We start from the raw sequence: 22,786 nt of genomic DNA, 5'->3' as shown, positions 1-22,786 counted from the left end.
TCGGTCCGCTGAAGCTTAGGTTTGATCTGGCGTCTCGGCGAGGTCGGGGCGCGCCGCCTCGAGCTGGGCGAGCATGGCGCGGCCGGCGTTGGAGAGGGTGCGCTCGCGATGCACCAGATAGCCCAGACGGCGCACCAGCGGTGGGTGGTCGACGGCCAGCACTGTCACCTCGGCGTCGATCATGCTCTCCGGCAGCACGCTCCAGCCCAGCCCGATGCCCGCCATCATCTTGAGCGTCTCCAGATAGTTGGTGGAGAGCGCCACGCTGATCGCGAGGCCGGCTTGGGAGAAGGCATCGACCACGATGTCACGGGTGAAGGTGAGCGGGCCGGGCAGCACCGCCGGATGGCTGGCCAACTCGCCGAGCGAGACGCGACCGGCCCCGGCCAGCGGGTGCTCGGGGGCGGCGACGAAGCGCAGGTGGTCGGTCCATACCGGTACCGACTCCACCTGCGGGTTGGGGCGTGGTGCCAGGGTCACCACCGCCAGTTCGATCGCCCCCGAGACCACGCCCTGGTAGGCCTGCTCGGAGTCGAGGAAGCGCAGATCGAGATCGACCCCCGGGTAGCGCCGGGTGTAGGCCTTGAGCACCGGGGGCAGGCGGTGCAGCCCGACATGGTGGCTGGTGGCCAGGGTCAGGCTGCCGGCGACCTGCCCGCTGAGGTCGTGCAGCTGGCGCCGGCTCTCCTCGACCAGCTGCAGGATCCGGCGCGCCTGCGGCAGCAGCAGGCGGCCGGCCTCGGTGAGGCTGACGCGGCGATTGATACGGTCGAACAGCTTGGCGTCGGTCTGCGCCTCGAGCGCGGCGATGCGCTTGCTGATCGCCGGCTGGGTCAGGTGCAGACGCTCGCCGGCCAGGGAAAAAGATGCGGTGTCGGCAACGGCGATGAAGGCCTGCAGGCTCTGGGTGTCCATGGGGTGGCCCTCGCGATGCGGCTGGTGAATGCATCTATTCTGGTGTGGAATTCAAAGCATAATCAAGATGAATTGCTTTTATGCATGGCTCGGGCGTATCTTGGCTCTCCCAACCCCGAGCGGCCCGTGGCCGGGTCGCTCGCGGCATACCGACAGCGTCGCGCAACCGCGTCGAGACGGGCGACGGAGGAGATCGAGACATGGCAGGCCAAACGCTCTACGACAAGCTGTGGGCGCAGCATCTGGTGACCAGCCGCGACGACGGCTCGGCGTTGATCTACATCGACCGTCATCTGCTGCACGAGGTCACCTCGCCGCAGGCGTTCGAGGGGCTGCGTCTGGCCGGGCGCAAGCCGTGGCGCCGTGACGCCAACCTGGCCACGCCGGACCACAACGTGCCGACCACCACCAAGGAGCGCAGCGCCGGTAACGCCGGGATCGTCGATGACGTCTCGCGCATCCAGGTCGAGACCCTGGATGCCAACTGCGAGAGCTTCGATATCGAGGAGTTCCGCATCAATGACGAGCGTCAGGGCATCGTCCACGTGGTGGGGCCGGAGCAGGGCGCCACGCTCCCCGGCATGACCGTGGTCTGCGGCGACTCGCACACCGCCACCCACGGCGCCTTCGCCGCGCTCTCCCACGGTATCGGCACCTCCGAGGTCGAGCACGTGCTCGCCACCCAGTGCCTGATCGCGCAGAAGATGAAGAACATGCAGGTGCGCGTCGAGGGCCAGCTGGGGCTCGGCGTCACCGCCAAGGATATCGTGCTGGCGATCATCGGCCGTATCGGCACCGCCGGCGGTACCGGCTACGCCATCGAGTTCGCCGGCAGCGCGATTCGCGAGCTGTCGATGGAAGGCCGCATGACCATCTGCAACATGGCGATCGAAGCCGGCGCCCGGGTCGGCCTGGTGGCGGTCGACGACCACACCATCGAGTACCTGCGCGGGCGCCCCTTCGCCCCCAGCGCCGAGCAGTGGCCGGCGGCGGTTGCGGCGTGGCGTGAGCTGGTCTCCGATGCCGACGCCCATTTCGACAAGGTGGTCGAGCTCGACGCCGCCGCCATCGAGCCGCAGGTGACCTGGGGCACCAGCCCGGAGATGGTGGTCAACGTCTCCGCCGAGGTGCCCGACCCGGCCACCGCCGACGACGAGACGGTGGCGCGAGGCATGCAGCGCGCGCTCGAGTACATGGGGCTCGAGGCGGGCCAGAAGATCACCGATATCCGCCTCGACAAGGTGTTCATCGGCTCCTGTACCAACTCGCGTATCGAAGACCTGCGCGAAGCGGCCAAGGTGGCCAAGGGGCGCAAGGTCGCCGACAACGTCCAGCTCGCCATGGTGGTGCCGGGCTCCGGTCTGGTGAAGCGTCTGGCCGAGGCCGAGGGGCTCGACAAGATCTTCATCGAGGCCGGCTTCGAGTGGCGCGAGCCGGGCTGCTCCATGTGCCTGGCGATGAACGCCGACAAGCTGGGCGCCGGCGAGCGCTGCGCCTCGACCTCGAACCGCAACTTCGAGGGGCGCCAGGGCTACGGCGGGCGCACCCATCTGGTGAGCCCGGCGATGGCCGCCGCTGCCGCCATCGAAGGGCACTTCGTCGACGTGCGCGATTACGACCCCGGCAACGCGCGGGATCGTGACGACGCGCTCAGCGCCTGAGACCCGGCCCCATTCACGAGGAGTGACGACGATGAAGAAATTCGAACACTTGCAGGGACTGGTGGCGCCGCTCGATCGGGCCAACGTCGATACCGACCTGATCATTCCCAAGCAGTTCCTGAAGTCGATCAAGCGTACCGGCTTCGGCCCCAACCTGTTCGACGAGCTGCGCTATCTCGACGAGGGCTATCCGGGCCAGGACGTCTCCAGCCGTCCGCTCAACCCCGATTTCGTCCTCAACCAGCCGCGCTATCGCGGCGCCCAGGTGCTGCTGGCGCGGCGCAACTTCGGCTGCGGCAGCTCGCGTGAGCACGCCCCCTGGGCCCTGGACGACTTCGGCTTTCGCGTGGTGATCGCGCCCAGCTTCGCCGATATCTTCTACAACAACTCGTTCAAGAACGGCATCCTGCTGATCACCCTCGACGAGGAGACCGTCGAGCGCCTGTTCCAGGAGACCGAGGCCAGCGAAGGCTATCGCCTCGACGTCGATCTCGAACGCCAGCAGCTGACCACGCCGAGCGGCGAGACGATCACCTTCGAGGTCGACCCGTTCCGCAAGCACTGCCTGTTGGAAGGGCTCGACGACATCGGTCTGACGCTGGAACAGGCGGGGGCGATCCGCGACTTCGAACAGCGTCATCGCCAGGCGCAGCCGTGGCTGTTTCGCGACGCTTGATTGACTGACACCCGCATCGACACCGCTCTCCAGGCGGGTTTTCAAGGATTACGCATGAGCAAGAAGATTCTGGTATTGCCCGGTGACGGTATCGGGCCGGAAATCACCGCCGAAGCGGTCAAGGTGCTCGACGCCTGCCGCGCTGCCGGGCTCGATGCCGAGCTCGATGAGGGGCTGGTCGGTGGCGCCGGCTACGACGCCGAAGGGCATCCGCTGCCCGAGTCGACCCTGGCCAAGGCGAAGGCCGCCGACGCCATTCTGCTGGGCGCAGTGGGTGGGCCCAAGTGGGATACGCTGGAAGATCTCTCCAAGCGTCCCGAAAAGGGCCTGCTGGGGCTGCGCAAGAACCTCAACCTGTTCGCCAACCTGCGCCCGGCGCTGCTCTACCCGCAGCTGGCCGAGGCCTCGACGCTGAAGCCCGAGGTGGTCTCCGGGCTCGACATCATGATCGTGCGCGAGCTGACCGGGGGGATCTACTTCGGGCAGCCGCGGGGCATCGAGACGCGCAACGGCGAGCGCGTGGGCTATAACACCTACGTCTACTCGGAGTCGGAGATCGAGCGCATCGGCCGAGTCGCCTTCGAGATGGCGCAGAAGCGCGGTGGCAAGCTCTGCTCGGTGGACAAGGCCAACGTGCTCGAGGTCACCATCCTGTGGCGTGAGGTGATGAACCGGCTGGCCCCCGAGTACCCGGACGTCGAGCTGTCGCACATGTACGTCGACAACGCCGCCATGCAACTGGTGCGCGCGCCCAAGCAGTTCGATGTGGTGGTCACCGGCAACATGTTCGGCGACATTCTCTCCGACGCCGCGGCGATGCTCACCGGCTCCATCGGCATGCTGCCCTCGGCGTCGCTCAACGAGCGCCAGCAGGGCATGTACGAGCCGTGTCACGGTAGCGCGCCGGACATCGCCAGTCAGGGGCTGGCCAATCCGCTGGCGACGATCCTGTCGGTGGCGATGATGCTGCGCTACTCTCTCGGCGAGAGCGCGCTGGCCGAGCGCATCGAGCGCGCGGTGGGGCAGGTGCTGGATGCCGGCCTGCGCACCGCCGACATCGCCTATCCCGGTACCCGCCAGGTCTCCACCGTAGAGATGGGCGATGCCGTGGTGGCCGCGTTCGCCAACGCTTGATTCCACCGCGCCTGCGGCCCGCGTGGACGCAACGTCGTCGCCTTTACGCGCTTGGCGCCTGCGGCGGATCGGCGCCGCGTCCGGCGGGCTGCTAGACTGAGACTCTTTCGAGGGGGCCGTGGCGAGCGCGATACGCGCGTCACGGCAGACGTTCATGGAAGCGGAGCCGTGTCGGCCGGGAGATGACTGCCGTGGTCGGTCGTGGCTCCCTCCGTCTTCGGGGTAACCAATCTATGTTGAAAGTCGGATTCGTCGGCTGGCGCGGTATGGTCGGTTCCGTGCTGATGCAGCGCATGCTGGATGACAACGATTTCGCCGGTCTCGAGCCGGTGTTCTTTTCCACCTCCCAGACCGGGCAGCCGGGGCCGGACATCGGCATGGACGTGCCGGCGCTCAAGGACGCCGACGATATCGCCGAACTCAAGGCGATGGACGTGATCGTGACCTGCCAGGGTGGTGACTACACCACCGCCGTCTACCAGCCGCTGCGTGAAGCGGGCTGGAAGGGCTACTGGATCGACGCCGCCAGCACCCTGCGCATGGCCGACGACTCGGTCATCGTGCTCGATCCGGTCAACCGCCATGTGATCGACTCCCAACTGGCCAAGGGCACTCGCACTTTCGTCGGTGGCAACTGTACCGTCAGCCTGATGCTGATGGGGCTGGGCGGGCTGTTCGAAGCCAATATGGTCGAGTGGATGACCTCCATGACCTATCAGGCGGCCTCCGGCTCCGGCGCCAAGCACATGCGCGAGCTGCTGGCCCAGATGGGGGCGCTCAACGGTGCCGTGGCCCAGGAGCTGGCGACGCCCTCCAGCGCGATTCTGGACATCGACCGCGAGGTCACCGCGACCCTGCGCAGTAGTGCTTTCCCCACCGACAACTTCGGTGCGCCGCTCGCCGGCAGCCTGCTGCCGTGGATCGACAAGGCGATGGAGAACGGGCAGAGCAAGGAAGAGTGGAAGGGCGGCGTGGAGACCAACAAGATCCTCGCCACCGGCAGTCAGCCGATCCCGATCGACGGCCTCTGCGTGCGGATCGGCGCCATGCGTTCGCACAGCCAGGCGTTCACCATCAAGCTGCGCCAGGACGTGCCGCTCGACGAGATCGAAGACCGTCTGGCCAAGCACAACGAGTGGGTCAAGGTCGTACCCAACGACAAGGACCAGACCATCGAACAGCTCACGCCGGCGGCGATCAGCGGCACCCTGACCATCCCGGTGGGGCGTCTGCGCAAGCTGGCCATGGGCGGCGAGTATCTGACTGCCTTCAGCGTCGGTGACCAGCTGCTGTGGGGGGCTGCCGAGCCGCTCAAGCGCATGCTGCGGATCGTGCGCGAACACGCCTGAACCGACGCGCTGACACGCGTCAGCCGACCCAAGAGCCCCGCTGGCGCCCGCGCCGGCGGGGCTCTTGCGTTCGCGCGCAGGAGAATCTGGGTTGGCGAGTTGCGTTGTTTTCGCGTAACGCGATGTTAAAGATTGTGTGGCGCTGGCCGATCATCCATGCGAACACTTCTCTTTAAAACCATCGTGCAGGCGGAGACAGCATGCGGTCATGGGTCACGCTCTTCATCGGCGGTTGCGGGCTGCTGCTGGCTACTCGAGTACACGCCCTGGGCATCGGGGAGCCGCTGACGGTATCACCGCTCAATCGGCCGCTGCATGCGGTGCTGCCACTGACCGCTAGCGCCAAGCTGGAGCCTGGCCAGGTCACGGTGACGCTGGCCGACGCGGCGGCCTACCGGCGTGCCGGGCTGACGCCGGACGCTCTCGGCGATGGCATCAGCGCGCGGGTCGAGAAGCGTGATGGCGGGCTCGCCATCGTGCTCGACAGTGACCAGCGCGTGCGCGAACCCTTCCTCGATCTGCTGCTGACCGTGAGCTGGCCCCAGGGGCAGTGGCAGCGCGACGTGTTGCTGCTTTTCGACCCGCCCGACTATGCCGCGACACGTCCGCCGCTGGCGGCTGCCGGGGCTTCGTCTGCGGGGAGTCGCGCCGCCGCTTGGCCGCGGACGCTGACGGTCGCGCCCGGTGCCACGCTCTCGACCCTGGCGGCCGCGTTGCCGCCGCATCGGGGTGTCTCCCGGGAGGCGGCCATGCTGGCGCTCTATCGCGCCAATCGCGGTGCCTTCGTGGACGGGAATCTCGACCGCCTGCGTGCCGGGGCGCGCCTCGACGTGCCGCCGGCGGACACGGTCGCGGCGCTGGCCGATCAGGCCCCGCAGGCGCTTCGCGCGCTGCGCGAGGCGGCGACCGACATGGACGCCGGATCGCCGGCAGGGTCTGAGAGGGTGGGGCAGCAGCGTCCGGCGCGGGCGCCAGGATCGGATGACACTGAGGCGCTGGCGCGCCAGGTCGCCGCGCTGACCCAGCAGACCCAGCGGCAGCAGGCGACCATCGCCGATCTTCAGCGCCAGCGTGATCAGCTGCGGGCGACGCTCGCCGCACGCGCCACGCCGCTCGAGACCGGAGAGGCGCCGGCGCGCGACGGCGTGGGCGAGGCCGCCATGGTGGCGGCCAAGGGATTGTCGGGGTCGACCGGCGATGCCTCGGCTTCCTCGGCCCCGGCTTCATCGACGCCGACCTCATCGACCTCGACCTCGACCTCGACCTCGACGTCATCGACTTCGGCTGGGACGGCCACCGAGGCGTCTACCGCGAATGATGGCGGCGCGGCGTCGGCTGAGGATGTCGCCTTATCGTCTGCGGCGGCGACATCGCTGGCCAAGTCCACACCGTTGACCCCGTCGGCATCCTCGACGTCTCCCGTGTCCCCGGCGCCAAACGCCAGCGCGGCGGCGCCGAGCCTATGGCAGCGTGCCGTGTCCTGGGCGCCGCTGCTCGGCGCGCTGGCGATACTCGCACTGCTGTGGGCCCTGCTGTGGCAGCGTCGCCGCGCCCGGGCCCAGATAGCGCATATGGGCGAAAACGAGATGAAAGGCGACGCTCCCGAGGCGCACGTCGAGCTCCCGGTAACGCCACGCCACCGGGCGCCGGGGAAGCTTCTGGGGTGTATCAAGCGCGGCGGGAGGCGCCGCGGCGCGCAGCAAGATGTCGCAGAGACCGAGACGGGCGATGCGGCGATCAGCCAGGCCGATATCTATATCGCCTACGGCCGCTTTGCCGCTGCCCGCGAGTGGCTCGAACCGCGGCTGACGGAAGATCCGCGTCATCGCCTGAGCCTGATCCGCGCGCTCGGCGAGCTGCGTGAGATCGAGGCCATGGAGCAGGTGCTGGCCGAGTTCGACGACAGCGCCAGCCGCGAGCAGCGGCGCAGCGCGGAAGCGCTGGCCGACGACTACCGCGCCCGCTATGTCGATGAGAGCAGGGCGGTGGCCACCGATAACGCAAAGGCCGCGGCAGCCGACACTGCCGCGGCCAATCTGCTGGCGGAGGACGAGGAAGCGCTCTCGCTGGCGCGGGTCGAGGATGTGGATGCGCTGTTCGACGCTGCGCTGGGGGCGAGACGTCGCCCTTGCCCCAGTCACCCCTGCCTCAATCATCACCGCCCGACACCGTGGCCTCGCCGGAAGCGCCGTCCTTATCTGAAGCGCCGTCCTTGTCCGACACCACGCCTGCGCCTGACGTGCCATCCGCGCCCGAGAAGACGCCTTCCTCCGATTCGGCGTCCACCGGTAGCGTGTTGGCGCCATCTGGCTCTGAGGGCTGCGGCGCAGAAGATAGCGAGCCGCCGGGCGATGCCGCGCCGACGCTGGCACTCGAACCCCTGCCGCATGACTTCGAGGTGGCCCCGGAAACGCTGGGGGCGGGGTCGCCAGTCACGCCAGATCGATCCGCTGCCGAGCGCGGCGAGAATCCTCTGCCCGCTGCGCGAGATAGCGCGGCGCTGGCCCTGGGCGATGACCTGGCGCCGCAAGCGTGGCGTATCGACTACCAGCCGCCGACCCTGGACCTCGATGACGCGCCAACGTCGCCAGCGACGCCGTCGGATGACGCTGCGCCTGAGATCGAGCTGCCACCGCTCGATCTCGATTCGCAAAACTGGCGTCCGCTGGGGGAGCCGGCGCCCGCCGAGGTGCCTTCACCGAGTGGTACGGCCGCCCCCGACGGCGTATTCGCTCGCGGCAGCGCACCTGCAAGCCCGGCCGCCGGGGAGACGTCTACGCACAAGACTTTCTCCGAGAGCAGGTCTTTCGAGAGCAGGTCGTTCGAGAGTACGTCGTTCGAGAGCACGTCGTTCGAGAGCACGGCTTCTGGAAACTCGTCTTCCGCCAATAGGTCTTCTGACACGACCTCTCTCGACACTACCTCTCCCGGTATTACGTCCGGGGAAAATACCGTGCCCGGGCACTCGTCGAGCGAAAAGGAGACGCCCCGACATCGGGTCGCCCCGGGGGATACCTCGCTGCAGCGCGGAATACCCGTCGGCTGGGAGGTCGAGGAGGTGGAATTCGAGCCGGTGCATCGGGATAATGGTCGGCCCTAAGTTTTCCCGCGTTGCAGGTTTCGATGGCGTTTTTTACCCGGCAGGACGATACCCAGGCGCTGAGCGGCCGCCTGGCCCTCGGCGTGGAGTATGACGGCACCCGCTACTGCGGCTGGCAGCGGCTGAGCCACGCCGAGTCGGTTCAGGGCACCCTGGAGGCCGCGCTGTCGCGGATCGCCGCGGCCCCGGTCAAGGTGCTGTGCAGTGGCCGTACCGACAGCGGCGTGCATGCCACGCGCCAGATCGTGCACTTCGACGCGCCCACGCCGCGTACCCAGAAAGCGTGGCTGTTCGGCGCCAACGCCACCCTGCCGCGAGATATCGCGGTACGCTGGCTGGTGCCGGTGAGCGATGATTTCCATGCCCGTTTCTCGGCGCTGGCCCGGCGCTATCGCTACGTCATCCTCAATCAGCCGACACGCCCGGTGATGGAGCGCCACCACGCCACCTGGTGTCGCGAGCCGCTGGATGCCGAGCGCATGCATCGGGCCGCCCAGGTGCTGGTGGGCGAGCACGACTTCTCCAGCTACCGCGCGGCGGGGTGCCAGTCGAAGACGCCGATCCGCCATCTGCATGCCATCGAGGTGTGTCGCTACGGCACCCTGGTGGTGATCGACGTGCAAGCCAACGCCTTCTTGCACCATATGATCCGTAATATCGCCGGGGTGCTGGTGGCGGTGGGGCGCGGCGAACAGCCCGAGTCCTATCCCGCCGAGCTGCTGGCGCTCAAGGACCGCACCCTGGGCAATGTCACCGCGCCGGCCTGCGGGCTGCACTTCGTCGATGTGCGCTTCGACGAGCGCTTCGCCCTGCCCGAGGAGCCGCTGGGCCCGCAGATGCTGGCGTTCCGCGGCGACTGGACCGGCGACCGCGACCTGATTCCCGACACGCCGCTGATGCGCCGGCGGCGGGTATGGCCGAAGTGGATCGACGCCGAGGGGAACGTGGTCGACACGCATCCCGATGCCCGTGCAGCCGAGTCCGCCTCGTGAAGAGCGCGGCCGAAAGCCACCACGCCGGCCAAGCGGCGTGCCATGCCCCAGGAGAGACGACGCCATGAGTCGGGTGAGAATCAAGATCTGCGGCATGACTCGGCGCGAGGATGTTCACGCCGCCGTGGCCTGCGGCGCCGACGCCCTGGGCTTCGTACTGTGGGCGGGCAGTGCTCGTGCCATCGATGCCTCGCGGTTGGCGGCGCTCAGCGCCGAGGTGGCGCCCTTCGTCACCCGGGTGGGGCTGTTCGTCGATGCCGACGCGGCCAGCGTCGAGGCGGCGCTACCTCATCTCGACCTGCTGCAGTTCCATGGCGATGAGTCGCCGGATTTTTGCGCGCGCTTCGCCAAGCCCTGGATCAAGGCGCTGCGCATGCGCGACGACCTCGATCTGAGGCGAGCTGCCCAGCGCTACGCCGGCGCCGGCGCGCTGCTGCTCGACGCCTACCGCCCCGGGGTGCCGGGGGGCACCGGCGAGACCTTCGACTGGTCGCGCATTCCCGGTGATCTGGGCAAACCTGTTATCCTTGCCGGTGGTCTGACGCCGGACAACGTCGCCACCGCCATCGCCCGCGTCGCGCCCTATGCGGTCGACGTTTCCGGTGGCGTCGAGGCGCGCTCGAATACCGGCGCAGCGTGCCACGGCATCAAGGATGCCGAGCGCATGCAAGCCTTCTGCCAGCATGTCCGCGCCGCCGGCGCGACCACCATCCACGCAGCGACACCATGAGGGTCCACTCGTGAGCCGATTTTCTGACCTGACGCAACTGCCCGATGCGAGCGGCCACTTCGGCCCTTACGGCGGGCGGTTCGTCTCCGAGACGCTGAGCTTCGCGCTGGAAGAGCTCGACAAGATCTATGCGAGCCTCAAGCACGACCCCGACTTCCAGGCCGAGTTCGACCGTGACCTGACCCACTACGTGGGCCGGCCGTCGCCGCTCTATCATGCCGAGCGCTGGTCGCGCGAGATCGGCGGTGCCCAGATCTGGCTCAAGCGCGAGGATCTCAACCATACCGGCGCGCACAAGGTGAACAACACCATCGGCCAGGCGCTGCTGGCCAAGCCCTCGGGCAAGCCGCGGGTGATCGCCGAGACCGGTGCCGGTCAGCACGGTGTCGCCACCGCCACCGTGGCCGCGCGTCTGGGGCTCGAGTGCGAGGTCTACATGGGCGCGGAGGACGTGGAGCGTCAGAAGCTCAACGTCTACCGCATGCGCCTGCTCGGGGCCAAGGTGGTGCCGGTGGAGTCCGGCTCGCGCACGCTCAAGGACGCCATGAACGAGGCCCTGCGCGACTGGGTCACCAACGTCGACAATACCTTCTACATCATCGGCACCGTGGCCGGTCCGCATCCGTATCCGATGCTGGTGCGTGACTTCAACGCCGTGGCCGGCCGCGAAGCGCGGCGCCAGTCGCTGGAGCAGATCGGGCGCTTGCCGGATGCGCTGGTCGCCTGTGTCGGCGGCGGCTCCAACGCCATGGGCCTGTTCTATCCCTTCGTCGAAGACGAAGAGGTTGCCATGTACGGCGTAGAAGCCGGCGGCGATGGCCTCGCCACCGGCCGCCACGCTGCGCCGCTGACCGCCAACGCGCCGCGCGGCGTGCTCCACGGCAACCGCACCTATCTGATGTCCGACGAGGGCGGCCAGATCGCCGACACCCACTCGGTCTCGGCGGGTCTGGACTACCCCGGCGTGGGCCCGGAGCACGCGCTGTGGAAGGATGTCGGGCGGGTCGAGTACGTCGCCGCCGACGACCACGAGGTGCTTGCTGCCTTCCGCGAGTTGACCCGGGTCGAGGGCATCATGCCGGCGCTGGAGTCGGCCCATGCGCTGGCCCACGCCAAGAAGCTGGCCGCCAGCCTGCCGCAGGACAAGCACATCGTGGTCAACCTCTCCGGGCGCGGTGACAAGGACATCCATACCGTGGCCAAGATCGACGGCATCGAATTCTGACGGCGGGGACCGACATGAACCAACACGCGAATCGTATCGACCGGCGCTTCGCCGCGCTCAAGGCAGCGGGGCGCAAGGCGCTGATTCCCTATATCACCGCCGGTGACCCGGCCCCGGCGCACACCGTCGATTTCATGCACGCCTGCGTCGAGGCGGGGGCCGATGTGATCGAGCTGGGCGTACCGTTCTCCGATCCCATGGCCGACGGCCCGGTGATCCAGAAGGCGTGCGAGCGCGCGCTCGTCCACGGCACGCGGCTGAGCCACGTGCTGGAGATGGTGGCGGCGTTCCGTGAACGCGACAGCGAGACCCCGGTGGTGCTGATGGGCTATCTCAACCCGATCGAGCGCATGGGCTATGCGGCCTTCGCGCGTCAGGCTCGGGATGCCGGCGTCGACGGCGTGCTCGCGGTGGACATGCCGCCGGAGGAGATGGGCGAGAACGCGGCGCTGTTCGCCGACCACGGTCTGCAGTCGATCTTCCTGCTCGCGCCGACCACCTCCGAGCAGCGCGCAACGACGATCTGTCACCACGGCCAGGGCTATCTCTACTATGTGTCGCTCAAGGGCGTCACTGGCGCGGCGACCCTCGATGCCGAGGCCGTAGGGGCTCAGCTGGCGAGCCTGCGTGCGCTCACCGAGCTGCCGCTGTGCGTCGGCTTCGGTATCCGTGACGGCGCCACCGCGGCGGCTATCGGGCGCGTCGCCGACGGGGTCATCGTCGGCAGCGCCCTGGTCGGACGTATCGCCGAACGCGCCGATAGCCCCGAGACGATCCCGCAGGCGCTGCGCGAGATCCTTGGCGAGATGCGCGAGGCGCTGGATCGCGACGCGCGCGCCTGAGCTGCGCAGGGCATTCTGGTATCATCTGCGCTTTCCGTGTCGCGCCGGCGTGTGGCTGACCGCCGGCGCGGACCCGTTTCCTTAAACTGATGGAATCTCTCCCGACATGAGCTGGCTAGACAAGATCGTCCCGTCGATGAGCCGCACCCAGCGTAACGACCGCCGCGCCAGCGTGCCCGACGGCCTGTGGCGCAAGTGCCCGAGTTGCGATTCGGTGCTCTATCTCCCCGAGCTGGAGAAACACCAGAACGTCTGCCCCAAGTGCCAGCACCACCTGCGACTCACGGCACGCAAGCGGCTCAACTGGTTCCTCGATGCCGAAGGACGTGAGGAGATCGCCGCCGACCTGCAGCCGAGCGACCGGCTCAAGTTCCGCGATTCGAAGAAGTACAAGGATCGTCTCTCGGCGGCGCAGAAGGAGACCGACGAAAACGACGCCCTGATCGCCATGCGCGGCACTCTCGACGGTCTGCCGGTGGTCGCGGTGGCGTTCGAGTTCTCGTTCATGGGCGGTTCCATGGGGGCGATCGTCGGCGAGAAGTTCGTGCGCGCGGCGAGCCTGGCGCTGGAGCAGGAGATCCCGCTGGTGTGCTTCGCCGCCTCCGGCGGCGCGCGCATGCAGGAGGCGCTGTTCTCGCTGATGCAGATGGCCAAGACGTCCGCTGCGCTGGAGAAGCTCAAGCAGGCTGGGGTGCCCTATATCTCGGTGCTGACCGATCCGGTGTTCGGCGGTGTCTCGGCGTCGCTGGCGATGCTCGGTGATCTCAATGTCGCCGAGCCCAACGCGCTGATCGGCTTCGCCGGCCCGCGGGTGATCGAGCAGACCGTGCGCGAGAAGCTGCCGGAAGGGTTCCAGCGCAGTGAGTTCCTGCTCGAGCACGGCACCGTCGACATGATCGTCGCGCGCCCCGAGCTGCGGGCGCGGCTGGGCAACGTGCTGCGTATCCTCACCCACCAGCCGTCACTGGGTGGTGAAGCCGAGGCGGACTTCTCGCCGCTGCCGGACGAGGCCGACGCCTCCCAGGCGTCGCGCTGAGATGTCCGCGGCGCTGGATGCATGGCTGGCGCGACTCGAGCGCCAGCATCCCGTCGCCATCGAACTCGGCCTCGAGCGAGTCGCTGAGGTGGCGGCGCGTCTGGGGCTGAACGAGCGGCCGCTGGCGGGGCAGGTGGTCACCGTGGCCGGCACCAACGGCAAGGGCTCGACGGTGGCGCTGCTCGAACGCCTGGCAGCGTGCCACGGCCTCTCCACCGCCTGCTACACCTCTCCCCATCTGCTGCGCTACAACGAGCGCCTGCGTCTCGACGGCGAGCCGGCGGACGATGCGCTGCTGGTCGCGGGCTTCGAGCGGGTCGAGGCCGCACGCCTGGCGGGCGAGGCGGTGAGTCTCACCTACTTCGAGGCCGGCACCCTGGCGGCGCTGTGGGCGATCGCCGAGCGCCAGCCGCAGCTGGCGATCCTGGAGGTCGGGCTGGGCGGGCGCCTCGACGCGGTCAATGTGGTCGACCCCGATATCGCGGTGATCACCACCATCGCCCATGACCATGCCGACTTCCTGGGTGACGATCTCGAGGGCATCGGCTTCGAGAAGGCCGGCATCCTGCGTCAGGGGCGCCCGGCGGTGCTCGGCAGTCGCCAGCTCCCCGCCAGCGTCTCGGCCCGCCTCGAGGCGCTGGCAGCGCCGGCCTACTGGCTGGGCCAGGCGTTCGCGCCCGAGGCACGCGATGGCGGCTGGCAGTGGCAGGGCAGTGACGCCGAGGGCCAGCGCTATGAGTTCGATAGCTTGCCCGACCCGGGCCTGCCGCTGGACAATGCCGCGGTGGCGCTGCAGGTGCTGACGCTGCTCGGCGTCACCGCGCAGGGCGATGCCGTGCGCGAAGCGCTCGCCACGGTATCGCTGCCCGGGCGTCTACAGTGGCTGGGCAACTGGTGTCTCGATGTGGCGCACAACCCCCACGCGGCGGCCTATGTGGCCGAGCGGCTGGCGGCGCGCCCGCGACCGACACGGCGCATCGGGCTGCTCGGCGTGCTCGGCGACAAGGACGCCGAAGCGCTGATCGCGGCCCTCGGCCCGGCGGTCGACGCCTGGGTCGCGGTCGGGCTCGACGGCCCGCGCGGGCGCTCGGCGGCCAAGCTGGGAGAGGCGATCGAGGCCGCCGGGGCGCCGCTGCTGGCCCGCTGCGATTCGCCGGCGGCCGGCGTGGCGTGGCTGCGCGAGCGGCTCGGCGCCGACGAGGAGGTGCTGGTATGCGGCTCCTTCCTGACGGTGGCCGAAGCCCTCGGCGCGCTGACGGCGCTCGACTGAGGGCGCGGTGTACCGGATCGGCATTTTTCATCGCTCCGGCCAATGGATGACCGGAGTTCGAACAGGCCCGCTTGAGGAGGTCTCATGAAGTACGGATGGCGTGAACGGATCAGTGGTGCGGTCATTCTGGTGGCGCTGGGCGCGATCTTCGTGCCGATGCTGTTCGACGACCCCGAGCCGCGTCAGCAGGGCCCGGAGCCGGTGATGGTGATCGAGCAGCCGGTGGATGGGGGAGAGGCGCGCCAGCGCATCATCGAGGCCCCGCAGCCACCCGCTTCGGTGGCTCAGCGCGACAGCAGCGGCGACACCGGCGCGGTGCCCGAGCCCGATACCCGTGCCCAGCTAGGCGGAGGCGACGACGACAGCTTCGGGCAGTCGGCGGACACCGGCCAGAGCGGCGGCAGCGGCGCGGCCACCACGGGCGGTGGCTCGCAGGCGACCCAGCCGCGCACCGACCCGATCGCCGAGCTGGCGCAGTCGGACACCAGCCAGCCGGCCGAGCGCCAGGCGCCGGCCGCCAAGCCGGCCCCGGCCAAGCCCGAACCGGCGCCCAGCACGCCTGCGCGTACCGCCGCCAGCAAGGATGGCGGCTGGGTGGTGCAGGTCGGCAGTTTCGGTCAGAAGGACAACGCCACGCGGCTCGCGGCCAAGCTCAAGGCGCAGGGCTTCGCCGCCTATTCGCAGCCGCGCGACAACAACCTGACCTCGGTCTATGTCGGGCCCTTCGCCTCCTCGGAGGCGGGCGAGAAGGCGCGCGCCGAACTCAAGCAGTCCGCCAACCTGTCGGGACTCTTGATTCGCAAACCGGGTAGCTGATGACTCTCACCTGGCTCGACTACGCCTTCCTGCTGGTATTGACGATCTCGATGCTGGCAGGTTTCATGCGCGGCCTGGTACGCGAGGCGCTGGGCCTGGGGGCGTGGATCGTCGCACTGCTCGCGGCGCGGGTTTTCGCGAAGCCGCTGGGCGAGATGCTCGAACCCTACATCTCACACCCGGACGCGCGCCTGGTCCTCGGCTTCGTCCTGGTGATCTTCGTCGTGGTGATGGTGTGTGGCTTCGTCATCCGACTGCTCAACGCGGCGATCGAGTGGGTCGGGATGGGTTTTTTCAACCGGGTCGCCGGGGCCTGCTTCGGCCTGGCCCGGGGGCGGCGATCCTGGTGATCGCCACCGTGGTGATCGGGCTGACCCCTCTGGCTCAGCTGAGCGCCTGGCAGCAGGCCCAGCTGCGCCCGGCGTTCGAATCGCTGCGGGCCTGGGCGGTGGTTCAGCTCGAGGGCTGGAACGTGGATGCGTCGCAGGCGGAGGACGCCATGCGGCGTCTGCCACTGACGCTGCCCGGTACGACGACTTCGACAGTCGAGCAGAGCGGCCGCGCCGTGCCACCTCCGGGTGGCGCGCCGGCCGCGCAACCGGCGCCCTGAGGGGCGCAATCAAGCGAGGTAAGGCGGCATGTGCGGTATCGTGGGCCTCATGGCCAATGAAGCGGTCAATCAGTCGATCTATGACGCGCTGACGGTTTTACAACACCGCGGACAGGACGCCGCCGGCATGATGACCTGGGATGACGGTCGGTTTCTGCTGCGCAAGAACAACGGGCTGGTGCGGGATGTCTTCCACACTCGCCACATGAAGCGTCTCCAGGGCAATCTGGGGATCGGCCACGTGCGCTATCCCACGGCGGGCTCGGCGAGCGAGGCGGAGTCGCAGCCGTTCTACGTCAACTCGCCCTACGGCATCACGCTGGCGCACAACGGCAACCTGACCAACTCCGACCAGCTCAAGCAGGAGCTGTTCTCCTCCGATCTGCGCCACATCAACACCAGCTCCGACTCCGAGGTGCTGCTCAACGTGTTCGCCCACGAGCTGGGCAAGCAGGGGCTCTACCTCACCCCCGAGGACATCTTCGATGCGGTGCGTCGGGTGCATCGGCGCTGCCGCGGTGGCTATGCCGCGGTCGCCATCATCAGCGGCTTCGGGCTGGTCGCCTTCCGTGACCCCCACGGTATCCGCCCGGTGGTCTACGGCACCCGCGAGGGCGTCGACGCCGAAGGGCGCCCGGGTCAGGAGGTGATGATCGCCTCCGAGTCGGTGGCACTCGATGTCAGCGGCTTCGAGCTGGTGCGCGATCTGGCACCGGGCGAGGCGATCTTCGTCGACATGCACAAGAATGTGCACACCCAGCAGTGCGCCGATCGCCCCCGGCTGACCTCGTGCATCTTCGAGCACGTCTATCTGGCGCGCCCGGATTCCAAGCTCGACGGTGCCTACGTCTACGGCACGCGTATGCAGATGGGGCGCAAGCTCGGTGACCGCATCCAGCGCGAATGGCCGGAGCACGACATCGACGTGGTGATCCCGATCCCCGACACCTCGCGCACCACCGCGCTGGAGCTGGCGCAGCACATCGGGGTGACCTTCCGTGAAGGGTTCATGAAGAACCACTATATCGGCCGCACCTTCATCATGCCGGGGCAGACCCAGCGCAAGAAGTCTGTGCGTCAGAAGCTCAACGCCATCGGCAGCGAGTTCGCCGGCAAGAACGTGCTGCTGGTGGACGACTCGATCGTGCGCGGCACCACCTGCAAGCAGATCATCCAGATGGCCCGGGACGCCGGCGCCAACAAGGTCTACTTCGCCTCTGCCGCCCCCGCGGTGCGCTACCCCAACGTCTACGGCATCGACATGCCGGTGGCCTCCGAGCTGATCGCCCATGGCCGCAGCGACGCCGAGGTGGGTGAGCTGATCGGCGCCGACCGCCTGATCTATCAGGATCTGGAGGATCTCAAGGCGGCCTGCCGCGAGGTCAACCCGGCCCTCGACGACTTCGACTGCTCGGTGTTCGACGGCAGCTACGTCACCGGCGATATCGACGAGGCCTATCTCGCCGCGCTCGAGGCCGCTCGCAGCGATGCGGCCAAGGAGAGCCGCGAGCGTGTCAATGCGGTGGTCGACCTGCACAACGACAGCTCGGACGACTGAACCGGTGCGCCCCGCCACCGGCGGGGCCGCCTCAGTCTGGACCTAGACGATATTCAGGAGTGTACCCGCATGCCCCTAGATGACGCCCCGGACGACGACCTCTCGCTCGGCCTCGAGACCCTGGCGATCCGTGCCGGCCATGAACGCACCCATGAGCAGGAGCACGGCGAGCCGATCTTTCCCACCTCGAGCTTCGTCTATGGCAGCGCCGCCGAGGCAGCGCGCAAATTCAAGGGTGAGGAGCCCGGCAACGTCTATTCGCGTTTCACCAACCCCACCGTGCGCAACTTCGAGCAGCGCCTGGCGGCGCTCGAGGGCGGTGAGCGCTGCGTCGCCACCAGCTCGGGCATGGCGGCGATCCTCTCGACCGTGCTGGCGCTGCTGCAGGCCGGTGACGAGGTGATCGTGTCGCGCTCGGTATTCGGCTCGACCATTGCGCTGTTCGACAAGTACCTGGCCAAGTTCGGTGTGGTGCCGCGCTATGTGGAGCTCAACGATCTCGCCGGCTGGGAAGCGGCGATCACGCCCAAGACCAAGCTGCTGTTCGCCGAGACGCCCTCCAATCCGCTCAACGAGCTGGTCGACATCGCGCAGCTGGCCGAGCTGGCCCACCGCCACGGGGCCTGGCTGGCGATCGACAACTGCTTTTTGACCCCGGCGCTGCAGCGTCCGCTGGCGCTGGGCGCGGATCTGGTGATCCACTCGGCGACCAAGTATCTCGATGGGCAGGGGCGGGCGATCGGCGGTGCCGTGGTCGGCCGCAACCAGGAGCTGGAGCAGCTGTTCGGTGTGGTGCGCACCTGCGGCCCGTGCATGAGCCCGTTCAACGCCTGGATCTTCCTCAAGGGGCTGGAGACGCTGAGCCTGCGCATGCACGCCCACAGTCGCAATGCCCAGGCCCTGGCCGAGTGGCTGGAGCAGCAGCCGGCGGTGGCGCGGGTCCACTACAGCGGTCTCGCCAGCCACCCCCAGCACGCCCTGGCCCAGCGCCAGCAGCTCGGCTTCGGCGCGGTCATGGGGGTCGAGATCGCCGGCGGGCGCGAGGCCGCCTGGCATGTGATCGACCACACCCGGGTGATGTCGATCACCGGCAACCTGGGTGACGTCAAGACCACCATCACCCATCCGGGGACCACCACCCACGGCCGTCTGAGCGATGCCCAGCGCGCCTCCGCGGGCATCGATGACGGGCTGATCCGCCTGGCGGTGGGGCTGGAGACGCTGGAAGACCTGCAGGCTGACCTGGCCCGAGGCCTGGATACCTTGGCGTAAGTCAGCCGGGGTAGTTGACCGAAAAGCCCGCTACGGCGGGCTTTCTCGTATCTATCGTTTCCTTTCCGTCATCAATCGTTTTCCCTGGCTCTGGCTGTCGGCGTGCGTCATTCCCCGTATGCTGAGGCGAAACGTGGACCGGGGGCAGAGCGATGTGGCGCAATTCTCACAGCGGTTGGGGCAGGATCAGCATCGCGCTGCACTGGCTCAGCGCGCTGGCGGTGCTCGGCCTGTTCGCGCTGGGCTGGTGGATGACCGGCCTGGGCTACTATGACACCTGGTATCATCTGGCGCCGTGGTGGCATAAATCAATCGGTATCCTGCTGCTGGCCGCGAGTCTTGCGCGGGTGGCGTGGCGCCTGACCCAGCCCACCCCGCGCGCCTACGGCAGCGTGTTCGAGCGGCGTGCCGCCCACGCCGGCCATGGGCTACTCTATCTGCTGCTGTTCGTGGTGCTGTTCTCGGGCTATCTGATCTCCACCGCCGAGGGCCAGGGCATCAGCGTGTTCGGCTGGTTCAGCGTGCCGGCACTGATCTCGGGGCTGCCGGATCAGGCGGTGCTGGCGGGTAGCGTGCACTGGTACGCCGCCTGGGCGCTGGTGATTCTCGCCGTCGGCCATACCCTGGCCGCGCTCAAGCACCACTGGTTCGACCGTCAGGACACCTTGACCCGAATGCTGACGACGCGCGCCGCGCGGCGTCGCTGAGCGCTGGCCGCCACCGGCGCTCACTCCACCCCCAAGAGCCCAATCCTCGAGGACTCTCGTATGCTGCTGAAGAAGACTGCCCTGGCCGCCCTGGTCGCTGCCGTACTACCGCTGGCTCAGGCCCAGGCCGCCGACTACAAGATCGACAGCGAAGGCCAGCACGCCTTCATCCAGTTCAAGATCAGCCACCTCGGCTACTCCTATATTCTGGGGGACTTCAAGCAGTTCAGTGGCGACTTCAGCTATGACCCCGACGCTCCCGAGCAGTCCAGCGTGGCGGTCAAGGTCGACGTCGACAGCCTCGACAGCAATCACGCCGAGCGTGACAAGCACATCCTGAGCGGCGACTTCCTCGACGCCGGCAAGTATCCGCAGGCCAGCTTCAAATCCACCAGCTTCCAGATCGACGACGATGGCGAAGAGGGCGAGATGACCGGGGAACTGACTCTGCACGGGGTGACACGTGAGGTGACCTTCGACGTCGATCACATCGGCGGCGGCGACGACCCCTGGGGCGGCTATCGCCAGGGCTTCGAGGCGACCACCACACTGAACCTGGCCGACTTCGATATCGACATGAGCAAGTTCCCGGAGCCGATGCGCAGCGTGGATCTCTACGTGGTACTCGAAGGCATCCGCCAATAGGCGATGACGCTGGACCACCGCGCTGGCGTGCGGTGGCTGTTCGCTGAAACGACCCCGGCCCCGTGCCGGGGTCGCGTTTTTGTGCGGCAATCTCCTTGGATGTCGGCGCGAGCGCCGGCGTGGACGTGATCGGGTCAGGCGTCGTCCAGATAGCGCGCCACCTCGCGGCGGTCGCGGCGATGCTTGAGCCGGCGTACCCAACGCCCGCGGCACCACAGCGAGCCGCGCCAGGCGATATCGCGCAGATCGCCCAGATTGAGTGCCTTCCACTGGCTGGCATGGGGCCGCGCCTGGGTGGGGGCATCGCCCAGCGCCAGCAGCGCCGCGAGCAGGTTGGCGCCGCGCTCGCGGGTGGCGCGGCGAGTGGGCTCGCCGGGGGCGCTGGCCTGGTTGACGAACACCCGCGGATCTTCGCGGCTGCGCTGGCGCGGATCGACCTCCACCCGGCCCTGGGCGTCATGGGCCAGCCCGAAGACCGCGAACGCCGGCGGCGGACGCAGCGCCTCGACCACCAGCAGCAGGTCGGCGTCGACGGCGGTACCGTCGTCGAGGATCAGGCTGTCACGTTCGTAGCGCGCTGCCGTGGCCACCAGCTCGAGGCGCAAACCACGCCGCTGCAGGCGCCGGGTCAGCCAGCGATTGGCGCGGCGGCAGGCGTCGGGCAGCGGCTGGCGCTCGTTGCCGATCAGCGCCACCGGCAGCGGGCGGCCGTAGCGCTCCCCCAGCGCCAGCAGGTTGGCCGCCAGCTCCACCCCCAGGGCACCGCCGCCCAGCACCGCGACACTGGGCAGACGCCGGGCCGGGTCGGCCAGCTCGCTCTCGAGCTGCTGGCGCAGCGCCCAGAGGGAGTCGGCGCTGGCGCCGTAGACGCCCTGGGCGGTGTAGAAGCCGGGAATGGCCTGGGCGTCGACCACCGCTGGCAGATCGATCGACAGCCAGTCGTAGTCGAGGCGCCGACCGTCATCCAGGGTCACCCGGCGGTTGCCGCGGTCGGCGGCGACCACGCTGGCGGCGACATGGGTGGCGCCGTGGGCGGCGATGCGTGCCGCCGGCAGGCGCACGTCGTCGAGCTGCCACTCGCCGCCGAGCATGCCGCCCAGCCAGTCGGCGAAAGCGAACGGCTGTGGCGTGATCAGGGTGACGTCGATACCCGCCTGCGCCAGCTCGCGCGCGTGGCTGGCGACATGCAGGTGGGCATCGCCATTGCCGACGAGAAGCAGCTGCTGGCGAGGAGAGGAGGGCGTGGCGTCTGACATGCCTCGATCCGGGCAGAAAACCGAACTTGAGTCTAGCATGGTCAGGCACGGTGCCCGAATGCGGGCGAGGCGGGCACCGCTTTTCGCTGGTTTTCTTACCCCCCGCACGATTCGAGGAGTAGCTTCATGTCACGTCATCTTCTGCCGCAGCCGGGTCTGGGAACCTATCGTCTCAAGGAGCAGGCGGTCATCGACTCGGTGACCTCGGCGCTCGACCTCGGTTACCGCCATCTCGACAGCGCCCAGATGTATGGCAATGAGGCGGCGGTGGGCAAGGCGGTGCGCCAGAGCGGGATTCCCCGCGACGAGCTCTTCATCACCACCAAGATCTGGTGGGATCAGCTCGAGCCGGCGGCGCTCACCGCCAGCCTGGAACAGAGTCTCGAAGCGTTTGGTCTCGATCAGGTCGATCTGGCCTTGATTCACTGGCCTTCGCCAGAAGACAAGGTGCCCATGGCGGACTATCTGGGCGCGCTCGACGCCTGTCGCCAGCGCGGCCTGACCCGGCATATCGGGGTGTCCAACTTCACCATCGCGCAGATCGACCAGGCCCTGGCGCTGCCCGGCGGCGAGCATCTGGTGACCAATCAGATCGAGGTGCATCCGTTTCTGGCCAACCGTGCGCTGGTCGAGCACTGTCAGGCCAAGGGGCTCGAGGTGACCGCCTACATGCCGCTGGCGGTGGGCCGGGTAATGGACAATGACGTGCTCCAGCGCATCGCCGAGCGCCATGCGGTGACCCCGGCGCAGATCGCGCTGGCCTGGGTCGCCGCCCGCGATATCATCGTCATTCCGTCGTCGACCAAGCCGGCGCACCAGAAGGCCAATCTCGAGGCGCTGGAGCTTCGTTTGAGCGATGCCGAGATCGCCGAGATCGATGGGCTCGATCGCGGCGAGCGGATTGCCGATCCTGATTTTGCCCCGGCCTGGGACGAGTAAGCCCGCCTCAGATAGTATCGACCCCCTCGGGCCGCCGGGTGCGAGGGGGACGC

At 68.3% G+C, this 22,786-nt stretch carries 23 protein-coding genes and 1 pseudogene; 20 read left to right on the top strand and 4 right to left on the bottom strand.

Going from position 1 to position 22,786, the window contains the following annotated elements; all coding sequences use genetic code 11:
* Window positions 1-15: 15 nt before the first annotated feature.
* Window positions 16-915, bottom strand: a complete 900-nt coding sequence (locus QO259_RS10830) for a LysR family transcriptional regulator (RefSeq protein ID WP_285949993.1) — start codon at window positions 913-915, stop codon at window positions 16-18.
* Window positions 916-1,115: 200 nt separating this feature from the next.
* On the opposite strand from QO259_RS10830, the gene leuC reads away from it, so the two are divergent.
* From leuC to QO259_RS20365, 5 genes and pseudogenes are all read left to right on the top strand, one after another.
* The gene (leuC, locus tag QO259_RS10825) at window positions 1,116-2,576 is read left to right on the top strand and encodes a 3-isopropylmalate dehydratase large subunit (protein WP_285949992.1); all 1,461 of its coding nucleotides are present in this window, start codon (window positions 1,116-1,118) and stop codon (window positions 2,574-2,576) included.
* 31 nt (window positions 2,577-2,607) lie between these two features.
* Entirely contained in the window at window positions 2,608-3,252 is a 645-nt protein-coding gene (gene leuD, locus QO259_RS10820; protein WP_285949991.1) for a 3-isopropylmalate dehydratase small subunit, read from the top strand.
* Window positions 3,253-3,306: 54 nt separating this feature from the next.
* On the top strand, window positions 3,307-4,386 hold the full coding sequence (gene leuB, locus QO259_RS10815; RefSeq protein ID WP_285949990.1) for a 3-isopropylmalate dehydrogenase: 1,080 nt from the start codon (window positions 3,307-3,309) through the stop codon (window positions 4,384-4,386).
* 233 nt (window positions 4,387-4,619) lie between these two features.
* Window positions 4,620-5,735: an aspartate-semialdehyde dehydrogenase gene (asd, locus tag QO259_RS10810; RefSeq protein WP_285949989.1), complete on the top strand. Its 1,116-nt coding sequence runs from the start codon at window positions 4,620-4,622 to the stop codon at window positions 5,733-5,735.
* A gap of 200 nt (window positions 5,736-5,935) precedes the next feature.
* Window positions 5,936-6,310: pseudogene (locus tag QO259_RS20365) on the top strand (type IV pilus assembly protein FimV); the annotation flags it as partial.
* Window positions 6,311-6,810: 500 nt separating this feature from the next.
* Here the strand turns inward: QO259_RS20365 and QO259_RS10805 are convergent.
* Entirely contained in the window at window positions 6,811-7,032 is a 222-nt protein-coding gene (locus QO259_RS10805) for a hypothetical protein (RefSeq protein ID WP_285949988.1), read from the bottom strand.
* Window positions 7,033-7,195: 163 nt separating this feature from the next.
* Entirely contained in the window at window positions 7,196-7,894 is a 699-nt protein-coding gene (locus QO259_RS10800; RefSeq protein ID WP_285949987.1) for a hypothetical protein, read from the bottom strand.
* 53 nt (window positions 7,895-7,947) lie between these two features.
* Here QO259_RS10800 and QO259_RS10795 point away from each other — a divergent pair, with 53 nt between their 5' ends.
* From QO259_RS10795 to QO259_RS10735, 14 genes are all read left to right on the top strand, one after another.
* On the top strand, window positions 7,948-8,835 hold the full coding sequence (locus QO259_RS10795; protein ID WP_285949986.1) for a hypothetical protein: 888 nt from the start codon (window positions 7,948-7,950) through the stop codon (window positions 8,833-8,835).
* A gap of 23 nt (window positions 8,836-8,858) precedes the next feature.
* Window positions 8,859-9,827 (top strand): tRNA pseudouridine(38-40) synthase TruA, encoded by a 969-nt coding sequence (truA, locus tag QO259_RS10790; RefSeq protein ID WP_207037064.1) that lies wholly within the window; start codon window positions 8,859-8,861, stop codon window positions 9,825-9,827.
* A gap of 64 nt (window positions 9,828-9,891) precedes the next feature.
* Window positions 9,892-10,557 carry a phosphoribosylanthranilate isomerase gene (locus tag QO259_RS10785; RefSeq protein WP_285949985.1) on the top strand — a complete coding sequence of 222 codons (666 nt, stop codon included), beginning with the start codon at window positions 9,892-9,894 and terminating at the stop codon, window positions 10,555-10,557.
* Window positions 10,511-11,782, top strand: a complete 1,272-nt coding sequence (gene trpB, locus QO259_RS10780) for a tryptophan synthase subunit beta (protein ID WP_502949109.1) — start codon at window positions 10,511-10,513, stop codon at window positions 11,780-11,782. Before QO259_RS10785 ends, trpB begins: the two co-directional genes overlap by 47 nt.
* Before the next feature lie 14 nt (window positions 11,783-11,796).
* Window positions 11,797-12,624 carry a tryptophan synthase subunit alpha gene (gene trpA, locus QO259_RS10775; RefSeq protein ID WP_285949983.1) on the top strand — a complete coding sequence of 276 codons (828 nt, stop codon included), beginning with the start codon at window positions 11,797-11,799 and terminating at the stop codon, window positions 12,622-12,624.
* 106 nt (window positions 12,625-12,730) lie between these two features.
* A complete protein-coding gene (accD, locus tag QO259_RS10770) occupies window positions 12,731-13,660 on the top strand; it encodes an acetyl-CoA carboxylase, carboxyltransferase subunit beta (RefSeq protein WP_285949982.1) in 930 nt (309 codons plus the stop codon).
* Window position 13,661: 1 nt separating this feature from the next.
* Window positions 13,662-14,930, top strand: coding sequence for a bifunctional folylpolyglutamate synthase/dihydrofolate synthase (locus QO259_RS10765; RefSeq protein WP_285949981.1), 1,269 nt, complete (start codon window positions 13,662-13,664; stop codon window positions 14,928-14,930).
* 84 nt (window positions 14,931-15,014) lie between these two features.
* A complete protein-coding gene (locus tag QO259_RS10760; RefSeq protein WP_207037075.1) occupies window positions 15,015-15,746 on the top strand; it encodes an SPOR domain-containing protein in 732 nt (243 codons plus the stop codon).
* Window positions 15,746-16,096 carry a CvpA family protein gene (locus QO259_RS20285; protein ID WP_353057279.1) on the top strand — a complete coding sequence of 117 codons (351 nt, stop codon included), beginning with the start codon at window positions 15,746-15,748 and terminating at the stop codon, window positions 16,094-16,096. Before QO259_RS10760 ends, QO259_RS20285 begins: the two co-directional genes overlap by 1 nt.
* Window positions 16,093-16,356, top strand: a complete 264-nt coding sequence (locus QO259_RS20280; RefSeq protein ID WP_353057278.1) for a hypothetical protein — start codon at window positions 16,093-16,095, stop codon at window positions 16,354-16,356. The genes QO259_RS20285 and QO259_RS20280 overlap by 4 nt, the downstream gene beginning before the upstream one ends.
* Before the next feature lie 28 nt (window positions 16,357-16,384).
* Window positions 16,385-17,914 (top strand): amidophosphoribosyltransferase, encoded by a 1,530-nt coding sequence (purF, locus tag QO259_RS10750; protein ID WP_285949980.1) that lies wholly within the window; start codon window positions 16,385-16,387, stop codon window positions 17,912-17,914.
* A 69-nt stretch (window positions 17,915-17,983) separates the two neighbouring features.
* Window positions 17,984-19,186, top strand: coding sequence for an O-succinylhomoserine sulfhydrylase (locus tag QO259_RS10745; RefSeq protein WP_285949979.1), 1,203 nt, complete (start codon window positions 17,984-17,986; stop codon window positions 19,184-19,186).
* Window positions 19,187-19,338: 152 nt separating this feature from the next.
* Entirely contained in the window at window positions 19,339-19,893 is a 555-nt protein-coding gene (locus QO259_RS10740) for a cytochrome b (protein ID WP_285949978.1), read from the top strand.
* A 63-nt stretch (window positions 19,894-19,956) separates the two neighbouring features.
* Window positions 19,957-20,538 carry a YceI family protein gene (locus QO259_RS10735; RefSeq protein ID WP_285952765.1) on the top strand — a complete coding sequence of 194 codons (582 nt, stop codon included), beginning with the start codon at window positions 19,957-19,959 and terminating at the stop codon, window positions 20,536-20,538.
* Window positions 20,539-20,672: 134 nt separating this feature from the next.
* Here QO259_RS10735 and QO259_RS10730 read toward each other — a convergent pair whose 3' ends face one another.
* Window positions 20,673-21,794, bottom strand: a complete 1,122-nt coding sequence (locus QO259_RS10730; RefSeq protein ID WP_285949977.1) for an NAD(P)/FAD-dependent oxidoreductase — start codon at window positions 21,792-21,794, stop codon at window positions 20,673-20,675.
* A 126-nt stretch (window positions 21,795-21,920) separates the two neighbouring features.
* On the opposite strand from QO259_RS10730, the gene dkgB reads away from it, so the two are divergent.
* Window positions 21,921-22,733: a 2,5-didehydrogluconate reductase DkgB gene (gene dkgB, locus QO259_RS10725; RefSeq protein ID WP_285949976.1), complete on the top strand. Its 813-nt coding sequence runs from the start codon at window positions 21,921-21,923 to the stop codon at window positions 22,731-22,733.
* Window positions 22,734-22,786 lie beyond the last annotated feature (53 nt).

This window comes from Salinicola sp. JS01 (genome assembly GCF_030284585.1).
Taxonomy (GTDB): Bacteria; Pseudomonadota; Gammaproteobacteria; order Pseudomonadales; family Halomonadaceae; genus Salinicola.
This window is presented reverse-complemented; position numbering and strand designations above follow the sequence as displayed.